Raw genomic sequence first — 16,919 nt, forward strand, 5'->3', positions numbered from 1 at the left:
ATGGAGCGCCCCGGTGGAGCGCCCGCAGGGCCGATCAGGCCGAGTAGTACATGTCGAATTCGACCGGGTGAGGGGTCATTTCGAAACGCATGACTTCCTGCATCTTCAGTTCGATGAAGCTATCGATCTGGTCGTCGTCAAACACGCCGCCGGCGGTCAGGAACTTGCGGTCCTTGTCGAGGCTTTCCAGCGCTTCACGCAGCGAACCGCAGACGGTCGGGATCTTCTTCAGTTCCTTGGCAGGAAGGTCGTAAAGGTCCTTGTCCATCGGCTTGCCGGGATGGATCTTGTTCTTGATGCCGTCGAGGCCGGCCATCAGCATGGCCGCAAAACCGAGATAGGGGTTCTGGGTCGGGTCCGGGAAGCGGACTTCGACGCGCTTTGCCTTCGGGTTGGAGCCGAAGGGGATACGGCAGGAGGCGGAACGGTTGCGCGCGGAGTAGGCGAGCAGAACCGGCGCTTCATAACCCGGCACCAGACGCTTGTAGGAGTTGGTGGTGGGGTTGGTGAAAGCGTTGATGGCCTTGGCATGCTTGATGATGCCGCCGATGTAGTACAGGCAGGTTTCGGAAAGACCGGCATATTCATCGCCTGCGAAGGTCGGCTTGCCGCCCTTCCAGATCGACTGGTGAACGTGCATGCCCGAGCCGTTGTCGCCGAAGATCGGCTTCGGCATGAAGGTTGCCGTTTTGCCATAGGCATTGGCGACCTGGTGCACAACGTACTTGTAGATCTGCATCTTGTCGGCGCTGGAGACCAGCGTGTCGAACTTCACGCCCAGCTCGTGCTGTGCGGCAGCCACTTCGTGGTGATGCTTTTCAACGACGACGCCCATTTCGGCGAGAACCGTCAGCATTTCGGAGCGCATGTCCTGCAGGCTGTCGATCGGCGGGACCGGGAAATAACCGCCCTTGACGCGCGGACGGTGGCCGAGGTTGCCGGTCTCGTAGTCGGTGTCGTCATTGGACGGCAGTTCGGACGAATCGAGCTTGAAGCCGGTGTTGTAGGGGTCTGCCTTGTATTTCACGTCGTCGAAGACGAAGAATTCAGGCTCGGGACCGACGAAAACCGTGTCGCCGATACCTGATGCCTTGAGGTAGGCTTCGGCCTTCTTGGCGGTGCCGCGCGGATCGCGGTTATAGGCTTCGCCCGAGACCGGGTCGAGAATATCGCAAAGGACGACCAGGGTGGACTGGGCGAAGAACGGGTCGACATGGGCGGTGGCCGGATCTGGCATCAGCACCATGTCGGACTCGTTGATGGCCTTCCAGCCGGCGATCGAGGAGCCGTCGAACATGACGCCGTCGGCGAACATGTCTTCGTCGACGCATACCACGTCCATGGTGACGTGCTGCAGCTTGCCCTTGGGGTCGGTAAAGCGCAGGTCCACGAACTTGATGTCGTTATCCTTGATCTGCTTCAAGATATCGTTTGCGGTCGTCATTTAAACTTTTCCTTGAGTGTGATGATGACGAGGTGAAAACCCAAGCCTCCCCGGCTCGGGACTTTTTTAATTATATGGCGTCCACGCCTGTTTCACCGGTACGGATGCGGATGACTTCCTCGACATTGGAAACGAAAATCTTTCCGTCGCCGATGCGTCCGGTCTGCGCCGCATTGCGGATCGCCTCGATGACGGCTTCCGCATTCTCATCCGCCAATACGACTTCGACTTTCACTTTCGGCAAAAAGTCCACGACGTACTCTGCACCGCGGTAGAGTTCCGTGTGGCCTTTCTGACGACCAAAGCCTTTTGCTTCCGTGACCGTGATTCCCTGAAGTCCGACTTCCTGAAGGGCTTCCTTCACTTCGTCGAGCTTGAAAGGCTTAATGATCGCTTCGATCTTTTTCATGAGAAAATATCTCTCCGCTTCTCCCGTTAAAGCAGGTAACTCCCGCTCTGCCACAAGAATGCACGTATTGTGCCAGATCGGAAGCGGGCTTGAAGAAAAAACTTCGCCCCGCGGCCTTTCTCGCACAAAATGCATTCGCTTTTCGCGGTTCTACCGGCAATTCGTCACTAGAATCCGAAAAATCCATCAGCATTTCTGCGGTTTTCTTTAATATTAGAAATTTTTAAAATTCGATTATGCTGTGGTCGCGGGTTGAGCTATTGCACATATTATATGCATTTGAGTATTTTTTGGTCTCCGAATTTTGCTTATTTTTGTATCGATTGCCTTTCCTGCGTTTTGAAGGAATGATGTGGCATGACCTCCATTTCCGAGTTCCTCCTTATCGACCCGGCTGTGATGGCGCGCATCGATGCGGCAGCCGGCCAATCCGGCATCCCGCTTTACGATTTGATGGAGCGTGCGGGGCAGGCGGTGGCTGCTTCGGCGCTTCGGCATTACCCGCAGGCGCTGCGCTTCGTCGTCCTGTGCGGCGGCGGGAATAACGGCGGTGACGGGTATGTCGCGGCGCGGGCGCTGGCGCAAAGCGGCGCTAAAGTCGTGGTCCATCATCTCGGCGATATCGGCCTTCTCAAGGGGGATGCACGCGTGGCCTTGGAGCGGAGCGGCGTGACGCCGCCGCCGCTTGATACCTATACGCCTCTTTCCGGCGACGTGGTGATCGACGCCGTGTTCGGAGCCGGGTTGTCCCGCGATGTTCCGCCGGAGCTAGTCCGGCTGATCGAGACGGTCATGCAGGCGAAGGTGCCGGTTCTTGCCGTGGATCTGCCCTCGGGGCTTTGCGGCCGGCGTGGCGTGGCGCTTGGCGCATCGTTCAGGGCGGAGCGCACGATCACCTTCATGGCGCGCAAGCCGGGTCATCTGCTGATGCCGGGGCGGGAGCTTTGCGGAGCGCTGGAGGTTTTCGATATCGGCATACCGTTGCGTATCCTCGATGCTCATAGGGGATCGGTGGCGGAAAACGATCCGTTTGTCTGGCGGGATGCCTTGCCGCGCGCCGGTATGGAGACCCATAAATTCCGCAGGGGGCACCTGACGGTCTTCTCGGGCCCCGCCCATGCGACGGGTGCTAGCCGCATGACCGCGCTTTCAGCGCTGAAGGCGGGGGCGGGGATCGTTACTGTCGCAGCGCCGAAAGCGGCGCTCGACGTGCTGTCTGTCACATTGACGGCCGTGATGAACGTTCCGATGGACAATGCCGACGATCTGCGCGTGTGGCTTGACGATGAGCGTCACGGCGCCTTCGTTCTCGGCCCCGGCTTCGGCGATCTCGAAAAGGCGCGGCACTTCGTGTCGCTGCTTGGCGACAAGTCGGTGGTGCTGGATGCCGATGCGATCACGGCCTTCAGGGATGATACGGATGTCCTGTTCGAGCGTATCACTTCCGGTGCGGGCAAATTCGTGCTGACACCGCATGAGGGCGAGTTCGCCCGGCTGTTTGCCGATCTGGCGGCCGATGGGACGCTGAGCAAGATCGAGAAGGCGCAGGTCGCTGCGGCGCGCAGCGGCGCGGTTCTGGTCTATAAGGGTGCGGACACGGTGATCGCTTCGCCCGATGGCCGGGCGCTGGTCAATACGAACGCCCCGGCGAGCCTTGCGACGGCGGGATCGGGTGACGTTCTGGCCGGTATCATCGGCGCGCTATTGGCGCAGGGCGCACCTGCCTTCGAAGCGGCTGCAGCCGGGGTCTGGCTGCATGGCGAGGCGGGCGACAGAGCGGGCGCCGGCATGACGGCGGAGGACCTCGCCCATGCGGTTCGGCCGTTTGGGTGAATTGGTCTGATTTGCTGGCTGCTCCCTGAACCTGCGATCTTACCACAGTTCCATCATCCGCGCTTCGTCACCCCGGACTGGATACGGGGGCCAGCGCGATCAGGTCCTTGATCGCGAAATACTCTTCTCGCGGCGCAGACGCTCGGTGGCTGGATGCCGGATCTAGTCTGGCATGACGGAGGACAGGTTTTTGCTCTGAGACAAGTTCTGTCGCGTTCGGGACCTTCAACTCCGCCTTCAATGGGCGGCCTTGCCTGCCTGGCTCGCCATTGCCATGCGCGAAGCACTGATCAGCAGCTTGCGCTCGGCGCGCTCCTGCTGCGGGGTGCGATTGTAGATTTCGCGATAACACTTCGAGAAGTGCGACGCTGACACGAACCCGCAGGCGACGGCGACTTCCACCACCGGCATGGCTGATTGCACCAGCAGGTGACGGGCGCGGTCAAGGCGGATTTCAAGGTAATAGCGGGCGGGCGAGCGGCCCATTTCCTGGCGGAAGAGGCGTTCCACCTGCCGGCGCGACAGATCGGCGGCATCGGCGATATCGAGCAGCGACAGCGGCTCGGCAAGATTGCCTTCCATCAATTCGATGATCGACAGGACCTTGCTGTTCTGCACGCCGAGGCGGGCGCGCAGCGGCAGGCGCTGGCGGTCGTTGGGGCTGCGCACGCGGTCGGTCAATTGCTGTTCGCAGACGCGGTTGACGAGGTTCTCGCCGAAATCCTGGCCGATCAGGCTCAGCATCATGTCGAGCGAGGCCGTGCCGCCGGCGCAGGTATAGATGTTGCTGTCGACTTCGAAGAGATCTGCGTAGACTTCCACCTGCGGGAAGGCTTCGGAAAAGCCGGGCAGGTTTTCCCAGTGGATCGCGCAACGTTTGCCGTTGAGGAGGCCAGCCTGCGCAAGGATATGGGCGGCGGTACAGAGGCTGCCGATGGCGATACCGCGATTATAGGCTTCGCGCAGCCAGGCGTTGACCGATTTGTTGATGTGTTGATCCACATCGATGCCCGAACAGATGATTGCCATTTCCGGGCGGTTTTCGCCGCTGACGTAACGCCGCTCATCTGCAAGACAGGTATCGGCCTCAAGACAGATGCCGCTCGAGGACATGACCTTCTGGCCATCGAGCGAGGCGATGCGCCATTCATAGGCCTGGTAGCCCAACATTCGGTTGGCGATGCGAAGCGTTTCAACCGCTGCGGCGAAGGGCAGCATGGTAAATTGCGGAATGAGAAAAAAGACGATTGAGCGCTTCTTCTGGGAGTTTCTGCTCATTTGCCCGTGCTCCGTTGCGAATACGCAATTCCTCCCTTGGAATTGGTCTTCTGGATGTCCTGTATGCGACATCTTTAACGAAAAATACGCCGTGGAATCGGGGCTGTCAAAAAATAGCTTTTGAAATATGCAAATTTTGCGACAAGCCTTTTTAAAGGGCGTCGCGTCGCATGTAAAACAGGCAGGCCAATTTACGCCCGGGGGCCGCCATTTACCCGCAGAGGGCGATGGCTCGCGGGCGTAAGAAAGGCTGCGAGCCATCGGCCGGCGGTCATTTGCGAATGACGCTTCTGCCGTAGTTGTCGGTTGTGGGCCATCCGATATCCTTCAATGTTTCAGGCGGGAGCGCTTCCAGCGCGCGGAGCATCCTCGCACGGCGCCATGACGCATAATGGGAGGCGATATTGCCTGACAGGCGCTGAAGCCAGCCGGCGGATGACGGGCGATGCGGGGAGCGGTTCGCCGCGGGCAGGTAATGTATCATGGTCATGTCTTCATCCTTTCCTGAACCACGATTGATGTGAGGATGGTGCGCCGTTGTTGACATTCAATCAAACGAAATGATATCCATCTATAAATCAAAATATTTGAAGGTGCGTGCCATGACCGTGACTTTCCGCCAACCGCTGCCGTTGCTGGATAACGACATATTGAGGACCTTCGTCGCCATTGCGGAAACGGGAAACTTCTCGACCGCCGCCGAAGTCGTGTTCAGAACACCATCGGCCGTTTCGATGCAGATCAAGAAGCTAGAAGAGCAGCTGAAAACGACGCTGTTCCTGCGCGATGCGCGTTCGGTGACATTGACGGCGCATGGGGAGACGCTTCTGACTTATGCGCGCCGCATGATTGCCTTGTCCAACGAGGCCGTGTCGCGTTTCGTCATGCCCGAATTGTCCGGTGTGGTGCGTCTCGGCGCACCGGAGGATATTGGCGAGCGCGGGCTGCTGCCGGGCATTCTCAAGCGTTTCGCCGAGGCTTTCCCCGGCATCATGATCGACGTCACAATCGATGCCAGTTCCAATCTCTATAAGCGGATGGACGAGCAGCGTCTTGATCTCGCCCTCGTCAACTGTGCTTCACATCCGCTGAGGGATACCGGCGAGGTGCTGATGCGCGAACGGCTCGTCTGGGCGGGTGCGAAATGCGGCACGGCCTATCTGCGCGATCCGCTGCCGATCTCGATATGGGAAGAGGGCTGCATCTGGCGTTCAGAGGCGATTCATTCGCTGGAAAAACGTGGGCGCAATTTCCGCGTGGCCTATCTCAGCGGCCACACGATGGCACAGCGTGCGGCGATTGCCGCAGATCTCGCCATCGCGCCGCTGCCACGATCCTATGTGCTGAACGACATGGTCATTCTGGGCGAGAAGGAAGGCCTGCCGGAACTCGGCTATTTCGATATCCGGCTGATTATGGGCGACAAGGCGTCGCGGCCGGTGCTCGCAGTGGCGGAAAGCATTCGCAATGCCTTCGTCGAGGTCGCGAAGGCGGCATGAGGCGAAGGAACGCGTCACGGCCATCATGCGCCGTCGACGCGCCGCTTAGATCGCCACCGAACCCGTGGCTGCGGCGTGATCCGCGTTTTCGGTCCGCCAGCTGCCACGACTGACCAGCCAGTCTGACGACGCCTGCAGCCCGCCGAAGGGAAAGACATGGATCTGCCGGATCGGTCCTTGCGGATTGTCCCGCCAGTGCCGTTCGATCGGCCCGACGATGCTTTCCGGTGAATGGCCCCTGGCAAGCGTGGTCAGGGAAAGCGCGTTTTTCTTGAGATAGGCAATGGAATTGCCGACACCGCAGAGCGCGGCGTATTTCAGGAGCGTGGTGATCTTGGCCGGGCCGGAAACGCCGATATGCACCGGCAGATCGATACCGGATGCGGCAAGCCCTTCTGCCCAGGCGATGAAGCGGGCGGAATCAAAACCGAACTGGGTGACGATGCGCATGGCGGCGTCGGTTCTTTCGCCAAAATCGCGTTTCAGCCGCAACGCGGCCGTCGCCGTTTCGTCGTTGAAATCGGGGCTGCCTTCCGGATGACCGGCAATTGCGATATGCCTGATGCCGCAACGGTCGAAAATGCCCGTGGAAAGCATGTCGATGGTAGACGTGAACGGGCCCTCTGGCTTCTCGACGCCACCGCCGACCGCCAGCACGTCGGTCACGCCGGCGTCGCCGGCAAGCCGCTTCACCTGTTCCTCGAAATCGATGCGAGAGGCGATACGGCGCGCCGCAAGGTGCGGAACGGGCTTATAACCGAGATCACGCAGATGCTTTGCGGCATCGACCAGCTTCACCTGCGAGGCGGCTCCGGTATCTGTCAGATAAACGCGCACGCCCTGCGGAAAAAGACCGGCAAGACTTGCCGGGCCAAGCACCTGCGCGGGTGAGGCCTCGATGGAGGCGGGGATGACGGAAGTGGCGGAGATATCGGGCAATGTGTGCATGATCCTTTTGATTATCATGCACCGTTTTTGAGGCCAAGTCTGTGCCTGTTGCGGCAAGACAGCCCTGCATCTGCGACGAAGCTTGAGCCGAGCGCGGTGCCGGCGGCGCTACCAGATCCGTTTCGTCAGACCGTTCCAGAGCCATGTCCAGATCGTTGGTGGAAAGCGGAGCACCGACTTTCCGGGCGAGGGCGGCTGCGGCGCAAGGCTGCCGGACAAGGCGTCTTCGATGGCATTGATGGCGATATCGACCGAGGCTGCTGTCAAGAGAAGGGGATAGGTGGCGATGGTGTCGGAAGGTGAGGGTTTCAGCCGTTTTTCGTAAAGTGTGGCGCCGGTATCCACACCCTTGTCAACGAGATGCACGGTTGCGCCGAAATTGCCCCGGTCCTTTTCCACCAGCGCCCAGTATCCACCCATCTGGCCGCGATAGGCCGGGTTGATGCCGGCGTGAAAATTGATGATGGGGCAGTGCAGGTCCCTGAGCGTCGCCGGCGTCAGCAGACGGCAGGAAATGGTGAAGATGACAGCCGGTTTCAGGAGATTGGCGGCCTTGCGACATTCTTCATCGTTCAGCGAGGCGAAATGCGTGACTGGAATGGTGCCGCCCAGATCAGGCAGGAGACCATGCTCCGCAATGATCTCTTTGCTTCTTCGTACCGTGAAGCGTTTTCCCAGCCGCGATGCGACCATCGTCGCCAGCTGGCCCACTGCGACAATCCAGCCGAGGCGTCTTGCCCGGCGCTTGAGGATGGCCGATTTGCTTTCGGGCTGTTCCATGAACACATGGATGTCGGGAAATCGCGCTGCCAGCGCATTGATCATGACTTTAGGGTTCACGCCGCCCGCCGTCATCACCAGAAGCCGATTATTGATGTCAGTCATGTCACCCACTGGATTTCTCAAGCCACGATCCACGCGCAGTTTCCCTCGCGAAGCTCAAAACCATGTTAATTTTCATCGACAGGATTTTTTGAAACGCCGCTGGAACCGAATTTTGGGACTCACGTTATTGTGACGCATATCACATCGGCGCTTGCCTCGGACGGCAAGTCATAGGGGAGTAGTTTCAAATGATCACACGCATTCTTTCGACCGTTTTCGTGGCTCTGCTGACCGTCGTGACGCTCAGCTCTTGCGGCAACACCATTCGCGGCATGGGCCGGGATACGGCGAACGCCGTGGATGCGACCCAGGATGCCGGCCGTAGCGTCGACCGCGCCGCCCGTCGCTGACGACATCTCCCCTTCTGAAAGTCCGGCGTCTCCCTGAAGCCAGGGTGACGCCTTTTCTTTGACCGAATTTCCCTGCGAATGTTCCCCTGAAGAGAATCACGGGGTGGGCATGAACAGATCGATGAAAAGACTGGCGAAGCTGCTGTTGCCGTTGCTGCTGCCATTTTCGGCCGAAGCGGGCGGGCAGGTGGATTTCTGCAGAATCGTGGATCATGCGGGCGGCCGCTATACCGTCTGCAGTTTCGATCCGGCGAAAAGCACCATCCGGATTTACGACCGCGACCATGTCTCAGGACAGGGATATCGTTCTTTCGCCGATCTATCCTCCGCGCTCTGGCGTCAGCACATGTTCAGTGTCTTCGCCATGAATGGCGGCATGTATCATTCCGATTATTCCCCGGTCGGGCTGTTTATCGAAAACGGCGTGGAACGTTCGCCACTCAGCACCCGCGGTGGGTGGGGCAATTTCCATCTTCTTCCGAATGGCGTGTTTTACCTGAAGGATCACAGGGCGGGCGTGCTGGCGACCGAAGCGTATCTGACGGCCGACCCGAAGCCCGATTTTGCCACCCAGTCCGGGCCGATGCTTGTTATCGACGGCGGACTGCATCCGCGTTTTCTGCCCGACAGCGACAGCTTGAAGCGCCGCAACGGCGTCGGAGTCTCTCGCGATGGCATGGTACATTTTGCCATTTCGGACAATACCGTGCGCTTTTACGATTTCGCCACGCTGTTCAGGGATGTGCTGGATTCACCGAATGCGCTCTATCTCGACGGCACCATTTCCAGCGTCGATATTCCCGCGATGAAGAGGCGAGATTCACTGTTCCCCATGGGGCCGATCATCGCCGTGGTCGACAGGGTGCCGCATTAGTCGAGCCGATCAGATCGGCGCCTTGGGATAGGCTTTTTCAAGGCCGGCGGAAGCCGTCAGCCCCTTGCGGAAGGCGAGATAAGCAGGATGCTGGCTTGCCTTCGCAATTTCCGCGAGGCGGATTTGCAGGCGGGCAGGGGCGTGGCCACCCAGCCATTCACCGGTGGCTTCAAGCTTCAGGCTATTAAGAAAACGGGCGCCGGCCTGCTGGTCGAGATAAAGGTTAAGGCCTGCCAGCAGGTTCTCGTCCTGCAGCGCGTTCTCCATCAGCAACGACACCCAGGCCTTATCCTCACTCGCAAGCGAGGTCAGTTTCGAAGCAACAGTTTCACGGTCGGGGAAAGAGGATGTCTGCATGTGGGACTCGCATCGTTGCTGTTTGACCATGGTCGATAAAGCAGCGGTCGCAGCCATTCAAGATGGGTTTCAGCGGAAGAATTGCGACCGCAACGTGCCCGCGTCCGCCGTTTTCAACAGGTGTTTGTATGAAACCTTTAAAAAACGGTTACACTTTAGCCTAAATTGCGGCGAGGCCAGAAATGGCACTGGTTTCAGGGTCGCGCTAACGCTTTGTTTTTTAACATACCTATGCAAGGCGCGAATGGCAGCCCGTCGAAAACGCCTTCATTTAGCCGCTTTTTGCATTTGCCTTCCGCGCCGGATTTTAATAAATGCTTCCTCCACGGGCCGGGTCTTGAAGATCCCCCGGAGAGTGAATAGCTGGAGTAATCATGGAAGAAACCGCTCAGAAATCCTGCTGGGGCGTCACGTTGCGCGCACTCGCAGGCTTTGCCGCTTTTCTCGCATTGACGTACATTTTTGGCAGCCCATAAGCATCTCTCCTGATTGACGGGTTTTGAAACGGCGCGGTTTTCCTCTGGAAACCGTGCTGTTTTCGTTTCCGGGAGGCCCATGTCGCAGCTGCAAAAGCCGGTGCCGCTCTTTTGTGGCGATAAGTTCCAGCTTTGGATATGATGCGACGGAATCCATTACGCAGGAAAAACTCAATGTTTCTTTCGGTCTTTGACGTCTTCAAGATCGGTATCGGCCCTTCCAGTTCGCATACGATGGGACCGATGACGGCGGCCAACCGCTTTCTGGCGCTGATCCTCAGCGACGAGTGGCCGCGCCCCGCCGGTGCCGTCGTTGCGCGCCTGAAGGTCAGCCTGCACGGGTCTCTCGCCTTCACCGGCATTGGTCATGGCACCGGCCGGGCAGTCATTCTCGGCCTGACCGGCGAGCGGCCGGACCTTGTCGATCCCGACGCGATGGACGCCATCATAGAGGCGGTGGAGAAGGCCGGTACGGTTACGCCGCCCGGCCATCCGACCTACGAGTTCAGGACGGCCGAAGATCTCGTCTTCGACAAGAAGAACCCGCTGCCGGGCCATGCGAACGGCATGACCTTCTCCGCTTTCGATAACCAGGGCAGGCTGCTGGTCAAGCGCATCTATTATTCCGTCGGCGGTGGCTTTGTCGTCACCGATACGGAACTGGAGGCGATCAAGCAGCGCGGCAAGACCATCGATAACGGCCCGCGCGTGCCCTATCCTTTCGCCACGGCGAAGGAAATGCTGGAAATGGCCGCGCGGTCCGGCCGCACCATCGCCCAGATGAAACGGGCGAACGAGGAGACGGTTGTTTCGCGCGAAGAGCTGAATGAACGGCTGGACCAGATTTGGGACGCGATGAACGGATGTATCGAGCGCGGCCTGAAGGTGGACGGCATCATGCCCGGCGGCCTCAAGGTGCGTCGCCGTGCCCGTTCGATCTATGAAAAACTGAATGCGGAATGGCGTAGCAACCGGTTGAATCCCGTCATGGCGAATGACTGGTTGAGCGTCTATGCCATGGCCGTGAACGAAGAGAACGCGGCCGGCGGCCGTGTCGTCACCGCGCCCACCAATGGCGCTGCGGGCGTGGTGCCGGCGACAGTGCGGTATTTCCGGCATTTCCATGAGGATGCCACCGTCGACGACGTGCGGGACTTTCTCCTCACGGCGGCAGCGATTGGCGGCATCATCAAGCATAACGCGTCGATTTCCGGCGCGGAGGTGGGCTGTCAGGGGGAAGTGGGATCGGCTGCGGCCATGGCGGCGGCAGGTCTTGCGGCGGTGATGGGCGGATCGCCCGAGCAGATCGAGAATGCGGCGGAAATCGCGCTCGAACATCATCTCGGCATGACCTGCGACCCGATCGCCGGATTGGTGCAGGTGCCCTGCATCGAACGCAACGCACTGGGCGCGGTCAAGGCGGTCACGGCGGCGTCGCTGGCGCTGAAAGGCGACGGCCAGCACTTCGTGCCGCTGGATGCCTGTATCGAAACCATGCGCCAGACCGGCAACGACATGAGCGAGAAATACAAGGAAACCTCAACCGGCGGCCTTGCCGTCAACGTTGTGGAGTGTTGAGCGGGCTGGGCGCCCGGCATGTCCGGCATGCTTGACGCCCGCCGCAAAAAGGCATTGATAGAGACATGCCTCTACATCTCATCAAACTTTGCGTCGGCGCGGATTCACTCCAGGACCTGAGGGATTGGGTCGCGCAGCGCTCGCTCACCGCCATGGCTGCGGGCCTTGAGCCGCACAGCGTCCACACCACCCGCATGATCCCCAAACGGGTAGAGGAACTGCTTGAAGGCGGCTCACTCTACTGGGTCATCAAGGGGCAGGTGCAGGCCCGGCAAAAGCTGCTCGATATCCGTTCTTTCAAGGGAGACGACGGTATTTCACGCTGCGATCTCGTTCTCGGACCCGAGGTGATCGAGACCTCACCTGCGCCGAAGCGGCCGTTTCAGGGCTGGCGCTACCTGAAGGATGACGAGGCGCCGCGCGATCTCGGGGGTGGAGGAGGCGGCGAGGACATGCCTTCCGATCTCAGGCGCGAACTGGCCGAACTTGGTCTGCTCTGACGCATGATGGATGAAAATGAAAAAGCCGGCCCCTTTTGGTGGCCGGCTTTTTTATTTGGGGAGACGGGTTGGTCAGTTGATGCCGCCGACTGCATTGGTGGCGCGGCCATCCTGAATTTTCACCCAGCGACCCGGGTTGGCGGTGTCCTGACGCTTCAGATAGGTATATTCGGTTTCCGACCAGTTCATGACCTTGTTGCGCATATTGTCGAGAACGAAGTCGCCACGGTCGGTGCGAACGGTCAGAACGGCATGGCCTTCGCCATTCGGCTGCAGAACGACGGTGATCAGCAGGTTGGAGGCAGAGAAACCCTTGTTCATCAGCATCTTGCGCTTCAGCAATACGAAATCTTCGCAATCGCCGACGGTGGTAGGATAGGCCCAGCGTTCTTCGACGCCGTAGATTTCCATGTCCGTCATCGGCGTGATCGTGGTGTTGACGGTGTAGTTGACGTCAAGCATCGTCTTCCAGCGCTCTTCCGTCAGCTTCATCGGGCCATTGTCCAGCGAAGTCGGCTGGCACTCGCTCTGATAGGTCTGGCAGAATTCATAGTGGCCGATCGGTGGATTGGCCTTGCCGATGACGCGCATGACCGCTGCCGGCGATGCGCTGGCCTGCTGTGCGAAGGCGCCGACGATGAACGCGATCAGGATGAAAACGATACGGTTGTTGTTCATTGCTTGTCTCCCCGTGTTGAGGAGACATTCGCAGGTATTTTTTGACCCGGCGGAAATTTGCGTGGCGCAATTTGAGCTTAAATTTCAGCAAATTAGCCGATGTTTTGAACTGTATTTGAAGTGTTTTTTACACGTGTTTGAAGCAAATTTTATTAGAATTTTACGCATTCCGGCTTTAGGTTTTTGGTAGCCATTTATGCCGCTGTATCGACAGCGATTTTTCGTTCACCGGTGTTTTCACATCCATGTTCATGGCCGTAGCGGAAGCAGGCGATGTAGGGGATTTCCCGTTTTGGGATAGGTGTTCCTTGCTGGCACGCGTCGAAAAAGCGCCGAAAAAAACTTCAAAAAAACTGCTTTTTTCTCGAAAAAAGTTCGGACGGCGTGTTGCAGGCTATGTCCGTGCCCCGGTCATGCCGCAAATTACCAAGGGGAGCGTTCCTGTCGGGACGTTGTTTGGGCGACAGGTCGAAGGCGGCAAACTGCGTCCGCGGACTTGTTTTTGAACGGGGATATCCGCGTCGCGAACACACGCCGACCGGATTTTCGGGCAGGGACGAGGAGGCGATGCTGCGTAAAGGTGCGTTGAAAAAGCCGCCCGGTCCCGACTGCCCATCACGGTGCGATGGACTGACTGCAGCCTTGTCCGCTGCCTGACTTCACGCTTTGCGGAGGAATGGCGTCGGGCCGTGCGGGGCCTTTTTAAAGAAACTCGATCAATGCGTCAGGTGACTGGACACGATCGAATTCAACGGCGACGCCTTCCATGAAGTGACGCACGATCTTGCCACTCATGTTTTTGCCGAGCTGGACGCGGCTTCCGAGCGGCGGCCGGTGTTCGATCTCGATTGCTGCGCCCGAGAGCGACAGGTCGATCAGGCGGCAGGCGACGAGCATGCCGTCTTCGAGAACCAGCTGCGCCCTGGCATTGCGCGGCGTCAGGCGGTCGTGGCGACGGTCTTCCGGCAGGCCTAGCAACTGACGCTTGGCGATCCATGCGAGCTGGGCGGCGAGCTTTTCGCGTTTGCGCTCGGGCGCATTAATGGCGATGAGGAAACCGGATGCCGTCAGCGACGTCACCGTGCCTTCGATCCGGCCGATATGCTGGAGATAGGCGATGACGCGATCGCCATTGCGGGCGACACCCGGGCAGGTGAATTGCGCTCTCTCGGCGGTCATCTCGGTGGCGGTGCAATCATATTCTTCGTGATCGGGCAACATGAGGCGGCCGTTGAAGGACACACGCACGGCGTCGTCGAGGCGAACTTCCTCAACCGGGCGCAGAATTTGGGCGGTGTTGACCGAACGGGACGAAAACATGGGCAGCGCAAATTGTAATGAATGATGATCGTCCGTTTCTACCCTGTGCGAGTTAACAGACTGTATTGCCTAATCTCTACAATTTTTCTAATCGACCAAATCGTTACGTTTCGTTGCCCCGCGCTCCGTGCGGCCATGGGCTTTCAGCATCGCTTCGTCGATCCTGGACGCCTCAGCATCTACCCGTTCGTAACGCGGCTGCTGCATTGGCCGAATATCCGGCCGGGTTGATGTCCATACGCAGCAGCCGACTGCTTTTCATCGACAGACAGTGTATCGGCACCATCAATGTGTGGTGCCGTGGCTGCTGTGGAAGCAGCGCGCCGAGGAGCCGCGGGGCGACACCTGCTTCCGTGCGCAACGGCAGCAGCAGCATTTCAAACGCCAGGGGTTCGTCGCCGTAGCCGTCGTCAGCATCGATGTCGAAGACCACGGGCAATTGATGTTGCAGGATGCCGAGCGCCACGCGACAGGGAAAGGACGCGCCGGCCGCCGGCCAGAGTTCTGAAAACGGGCGGTCCCGCAATTCGCGGCCGAACAGGTCGCAAAGACGGGTGCCGGCAAGACGGAAGAAGGGTGTTTCCTCTCCTTTGTCTGTCAGGATGAAAAGGTCGCCGAGATGAGTCTTGAGCTTCGAGGGTTCAATGTCCTCGCGGCGTGGAGCGGCGCTCTTGCCGCGCAATTCATCCCAATAGGCGTATATCTCCAGTCCGGCCATGCTCTTCATAGCATCTCTCCATGTTCGTTTTTGGGACATCATGTCCATCCGAACGTCTGTATCTGGAGGTGTAGCGATTTTCGTGCCAACTAGATTTGTTAAGGTTAACAAAGGGTTGATATTGCCTGACGGCATTTGTCGTGGCATCGGTGCGGCCCTGTCGGGGAAAGCTCCTTCAGCACAATTTAACGGCGCTGCCCGTTCTTTTACGGTGGGCCTGCAAGCCGGACCGTTTTTGGCCTGGCGCCTTTACCGGTTACGGTTCCGGCGTCGCGCGCTTCGAAGGCGGGACGGCTTTTTTTTCTTTCAGGCTTCCTATATTGCTCGGGAAACGCAAAATTCGACCAAGACAGGGATGAACCATGTCCTACGAGGACGGCGAACAGCCGCCGGTTTCGGAAACGCCGGAGCCGAAAGACGATGCGAACAATCCCGTCTTCAATCTGCCATCGCTGCTGGTGGGCATCCTGGTCGCGCTGATCGTTGCTTATGTCGTTCCCGCCTATCTTCTGTCGGAGGAAGGCAATGGCTGGTTCATCTTCACCTTCGGCTTCATTCCGCTGCGTTATGCGGTGCCGTTTTCCCAGCAGGGGCTGGAATGGCTGTGGACGCCGGTGACCTATTCTTTCCTGCATGGCGGTATCGAGCATATCCTCTTTAACGGATTGTGGCTGATGGCCTTCGGCGCGCCGGTTCTGCGTCGGATCGGAACAGTGCGTTTCGTGCTGTTATGGTGCATTTCCGCCGCCGTTTCGGCCTTTGGCCACGCCGTTCTGAACTGGGGGGACGTGACGGTGCTGATCGGAGCGTCCGGTGTCGTTTCGGCGCTGATGGGAGCGGCCTGCCGGTTCGCCTTTCCGGCGCGGGGCGGATATAGCGCGTCTTTCGGCCATCTGATGCCGCGGCAGAGCATTCTTGCGGCGCTCTCCAACCGTACGGTGCTGATCTTCACGCTGATGTGGCTGTTCGGCAATGTGCTGATTGCGGTCGGCGTGCCGCTGTTCGGCGATGTCGGCGGTCAGATCGCCTGGGATGCCCATGTTTTCGGGTTTCTGCTCGGCTTCCTGTTCTTCGGCTTTTTCGATCGCCCGTTACGCTAGGCCGATCACGCTCCTTGTCGGGCGTGGCGCAAATTTGCTTTCGGGCGTCCCATCCGGGATTGCATTCACGCGGGCCTCAGCGCACCATACCTCATGATTTGCAACCGCCGGGGGAGACTGCGGCACTGCGGATCGCTGCAAAGAGGAGGAAGGCATGCCAACATTCGTAAAGGATCTTCTCGACCGCAAGGGCCGGGACGTCGTGACTGTCAATCCTGAGGTCAGCATCGGTGAGGCGGCGACCACGCTGCACGCACATAAGATCGGTTCCGTCGTCGTGACCGATGGCGATGGTGTCGTTCTCGGCATCTTCACGGAACGCGATCTCGTAAAGGCCGTGGCGGGCCAGGGTGCCGCTTCTCTCCAGCAATCCGTTTCAGTGGCCATGACCAAAAATGTCATCCGCTGTCACCACGATTCCACCACCGATGAGCTGATGGAAATCATGACGGGCGGGCGCTTCAGGCATGTGCCGGTCGAAGAGAATGGCCGTCTTGCCGGCATCATCTCCATCGGCGACGTGGTGAAGGCGCGGATCGGCGAAATCGAGGCCGAAGCGGAGCATATCAAGGCTTATATTGCCGGGTGAGTTAGTGTCCTCTCCCTCATTCCTGTGCTCGTCACAGGAATCTAGTCAGCCCAAGTCCTTGGGCTGAAAGCAGTTCCTACCGC

Annotated in this window: 19 protein-coding genes; 9 read left to right on the plus strand and 10 right to left on the minus strand. The window is 59.0% G+C overall.

Annotated elements, in window-relative coordinates; all coding sequences use genetic code 11:
• Window positions 1–34 precede the first annotated feature (34 nt).
• Window positions 35–1,444 (minus strand): type I glutamate--ammonia ligase, encoded by a 1,410-nt coding sequence (gene glnA, locus WA845_RS17875; RefSeq protein WP_004442307.1) that lies wholly within the window; start codon window positions 1,442–1,444, stop codon window positions 35–37.
• Between the two features lie 70 nt (window positions 1,445–1,514).
• A complete protein-coding gene (locus WA845_RS17880) occupies window positions 1,515–1,853 on the minus strand; it encodes a P-II family nitrogen regulator (protein WP_003515720.1) in 339 nt (112 codons plus the stop codon).
• Window positions 1,854–2,210: 357 nt separating this feature from the next.
• On the opposite strand from WA845_RS17880, the gene WA845_RS17885 reads away from it, so the two are divergent.
• Window positions 2,211–3,686, plus strand: a complete 1,476-nt coding sequence (locus WA845_RS17885; RefSeq protein WP_112554524.1) for an NAD(P)H-hydrate dehydratase — start codon at window positions 2,211–2,213, stop codon at window positions 3,684–3,686.
• Window positions 3,687–3,923: 237 nt separating this feature from the next.
• Here the strand turns inward: WA845_RS17885 and WA845_RS25300 are convergent, their stop codons facing one another.
• Complete coding sequence (locus tag WA845_RS25300; protein WP_004442297.1) at window positions 3,924–4,964, minus strand: GlxA family transcriptional regulator; 1,041 nt, start codon at window positions 4,962–4,964, stop codon at window positions 3,924–3,926.
• 271 nt (window positions 4,965–5,235) lie between these two features.
• Window positions 5,236–5,454, minus strand: a complete 219-nt coding sequence (locus WA845_RS17905; protein WP_004442294.1) for a DUF1127 domain-containing protein — start codon at window positions 5,452–5,454, stop codon at window positions 5,236–5,238.
• 70 nt (window positions 5,455–5,524) lie between these two features.
• Here WA845_RS17905 and WA845_RS17910 point away from each other — a divergent pair, with 70 nt between their 5' ends.
• Window positions 5,525–6,463 (plus strand): LysR family transcriptional regulator, encoded by a 939-nt coding sequence (locus WA845_RS17910; protein ID WP_169692031.1) that lies wholly within the window; start codon window positions 5,525–5,527, stop codon window positions 6,461–6,463.
• 45 nt (window positions 6,464–6,508) lie between these two features.
• On the opposite strand, the gene WA845_RS17915 is transcribed toward WA845_RS17910, so the two are convergent.
• Window positions 6,509–7,429, minus strand: a complete 921-nt coding sequence (locus WA845_RS17915) for a methylenetetrahydrofolate reductase (protein ID WP_112554520.1) — start codon at window positions 7,427–7,429, stop codon at window positions 6,509–6,511.
• A 90-nt stretch (window positions 7,430–7,519) separates the two neighbouring features.
• Entirely contained in the window at window positions 7,520–8,296 is a 777-nt protein-coding gene (locus WA845_RS17920) for a formyltransferase family protein (protein ID WP_112554518.1), read from the minus strand.
• A gap of 188 nt (window positions 8,297–8,484) precedes the next feature.
• On the opposite strand from WA845_RS17920, the gene WA845_RS17925 reads away from it, so the two are divergent.
• Window positions 8,485–8,646: an entericidin A/B family lipoprotein gene (locus WA845_RS17925; protein WP_004442283.1), complete on the plus strand. Its 162-nt coding sequence runs from the start codon at window positions 8,485–8,487 to the stop codon at window positions 8,644–8,646.
• A 109-nt stretch (window positions 8,647–8,755) separates the two neighbouring features.
• Window positions 8,756–9,520, plus strand: a complete 765-nt coding sequence (locus WA845_RS17930; RefSeq protein ID WP_112554516.1) for a phosphodiester glycosidase family protein — start codon at window positions 8,756–8,758, stop codon at window positions 9,518–9,520.
• A gap of 9 nt (window positions 9,521–9,529) precedes the next feature.
• On the opposite strand, the gene WA845_RS17935 is transcribed toward WA845_RS17930, so the two are convergent.
• Window positions 9,530–9,877, minus strand: coding sequence for a hypothetical protein (locus WA845_RS17935; protein WP_004442278.1), 348 nt, complete (start codon window positions 9,875–9,877; stop codon window positions 9,530–9,532).
• A gap of 650 nt (window positions 9,878–10,527) precedes the next feature.
• On the opposite strand from WA845_RS17935, the gene WA845_RS17940 reads away from it, so the two are divergent.
• Window positions 10,528–11,931 carry an L-serine ammonia-lyase gene (locus WA845_RS17940; RefSeq protein WP_022556299.1) on the plus strand — a complete coding sequence of 468 codons (1,404 nt, stop codon included), beginning with the start codon at window positions 10,528–10,530 and terminating at the stop codon, window positions 11,929–11,931.
• 65 nt (window positions 11,932–11,996) lie between these two features.
• Entirely contained in the window at window positions 11,997–12,431 is a 435-nt protein-coding gene (locus tag WA845_RS17945; RefSeq protein ID WP_004442274.1) for a DUF1489 family protein, read from the plus strand.
• A 72-nt stretch (window positions 12,432–12,503) separates the two neighbouring features.
• Here WA845_RS17945 and WA845_RS17950 read toward each other — a convergent pair whose 3' ends face one another.
• Window positions 12,504–13,109, minus strand: coding sequence for a transglutaminase-like cysteine peptidase (locus WA845_RS17950; RefSeq protein WP_004442271.1), 606 nt, complete (start codon window positions 13,107–13,109; stop codon window positions 12,504–12,506).
• 308 nt (window positions 13,110–13,417) lie between these two features.
• Here WA845_RS17950 and WA845_RS17955 point away from each other — a divergent pair, with 308 nt between their 5' ends.
• Window positions 13,418–13,615, plus strand: a complete 198-nt coding sequence (locus tag WA845_RS17955; protein WP_162719175.1) for a hypothetical protein — start codon at window positions 13,418–13,420, stop codon at window positions 13,613–13,615.
• Window positions 13,616–13,811: 196 nt separating this feature from the next.
• Here the strand turns inward: WA845_RS17955 and WA845_RS17960 are convergent, their stop codons facing one another.
• Window positions 13,812–14,429: a PilZ domain-containing protein gene (locus WA845_RS17960; RefSeq protein ID WP_022556297.1), complete on the minus strand. Its 618-nt coding sequence runs from the start codon at window positions 14,427–14,429 to the stop codon at window positions 13,812–13,814.
• Window positions 14,430–14,601: 172 nt separating this feature from the next.
• Window positions 14,602–15,156, minus strand: a complete 555-nt coding sequence (locus tag WA845_RS17965; protein ID WP_162719174.1) for a PAS domain-containing protein — start codon at window positions 15,154–15,156, stop codon at window positions 14,602–14,604.
• Between the two features lie 353 nt (window positions 15,157–15,509).
• Here WA845_RS17965 and WA845_RS17970 point away from each other — a divergent pair, with 353 nt between their 5' ends.
• Together WA845_RS17970 and WA845_RS17975 are read left to right on the plus strand one after the other, a co-directional pair.
• Window positions 15,510–16,247 carry a rhomboid family intramembrane serine protease gene (locus WA845_RS17970; RefSeq protein WP_045533745.1) on the plus strand — a complete coding sequence of 246 codons (738 nt, stop codon included), beginning with the start codon at window positions 15,510–15,512 and terminating at the stop codon, window positions 16,245–16,247.
• 154 nt (window positions 16,248–16,401) lie between these two features.
• Window positions 16,402–16,836: a CBS domain-containing protein gene (locus WA845_RS17975; RefSeq protein WP_004442263.1), complete on the plus strand. Its 435-nt coding sequence runs from the start codon at window positions 16,402–16,404 to the stop codon at window positions 16,834–16,836.
• Window positions 16,837–16,919: the final 83 nt, after the last annotated feature.

This window comes from Agrobacterium sp. CMT1 (assembly GCF_037203725.1).
Taxonomy (GTDB): domain Bacteria; phylum Pseudomonadota; class Alphaproteobacteria; order Rhizobiales; family Rhizobiaceae; genus Agrobacterium; species Agrobacterium pusense.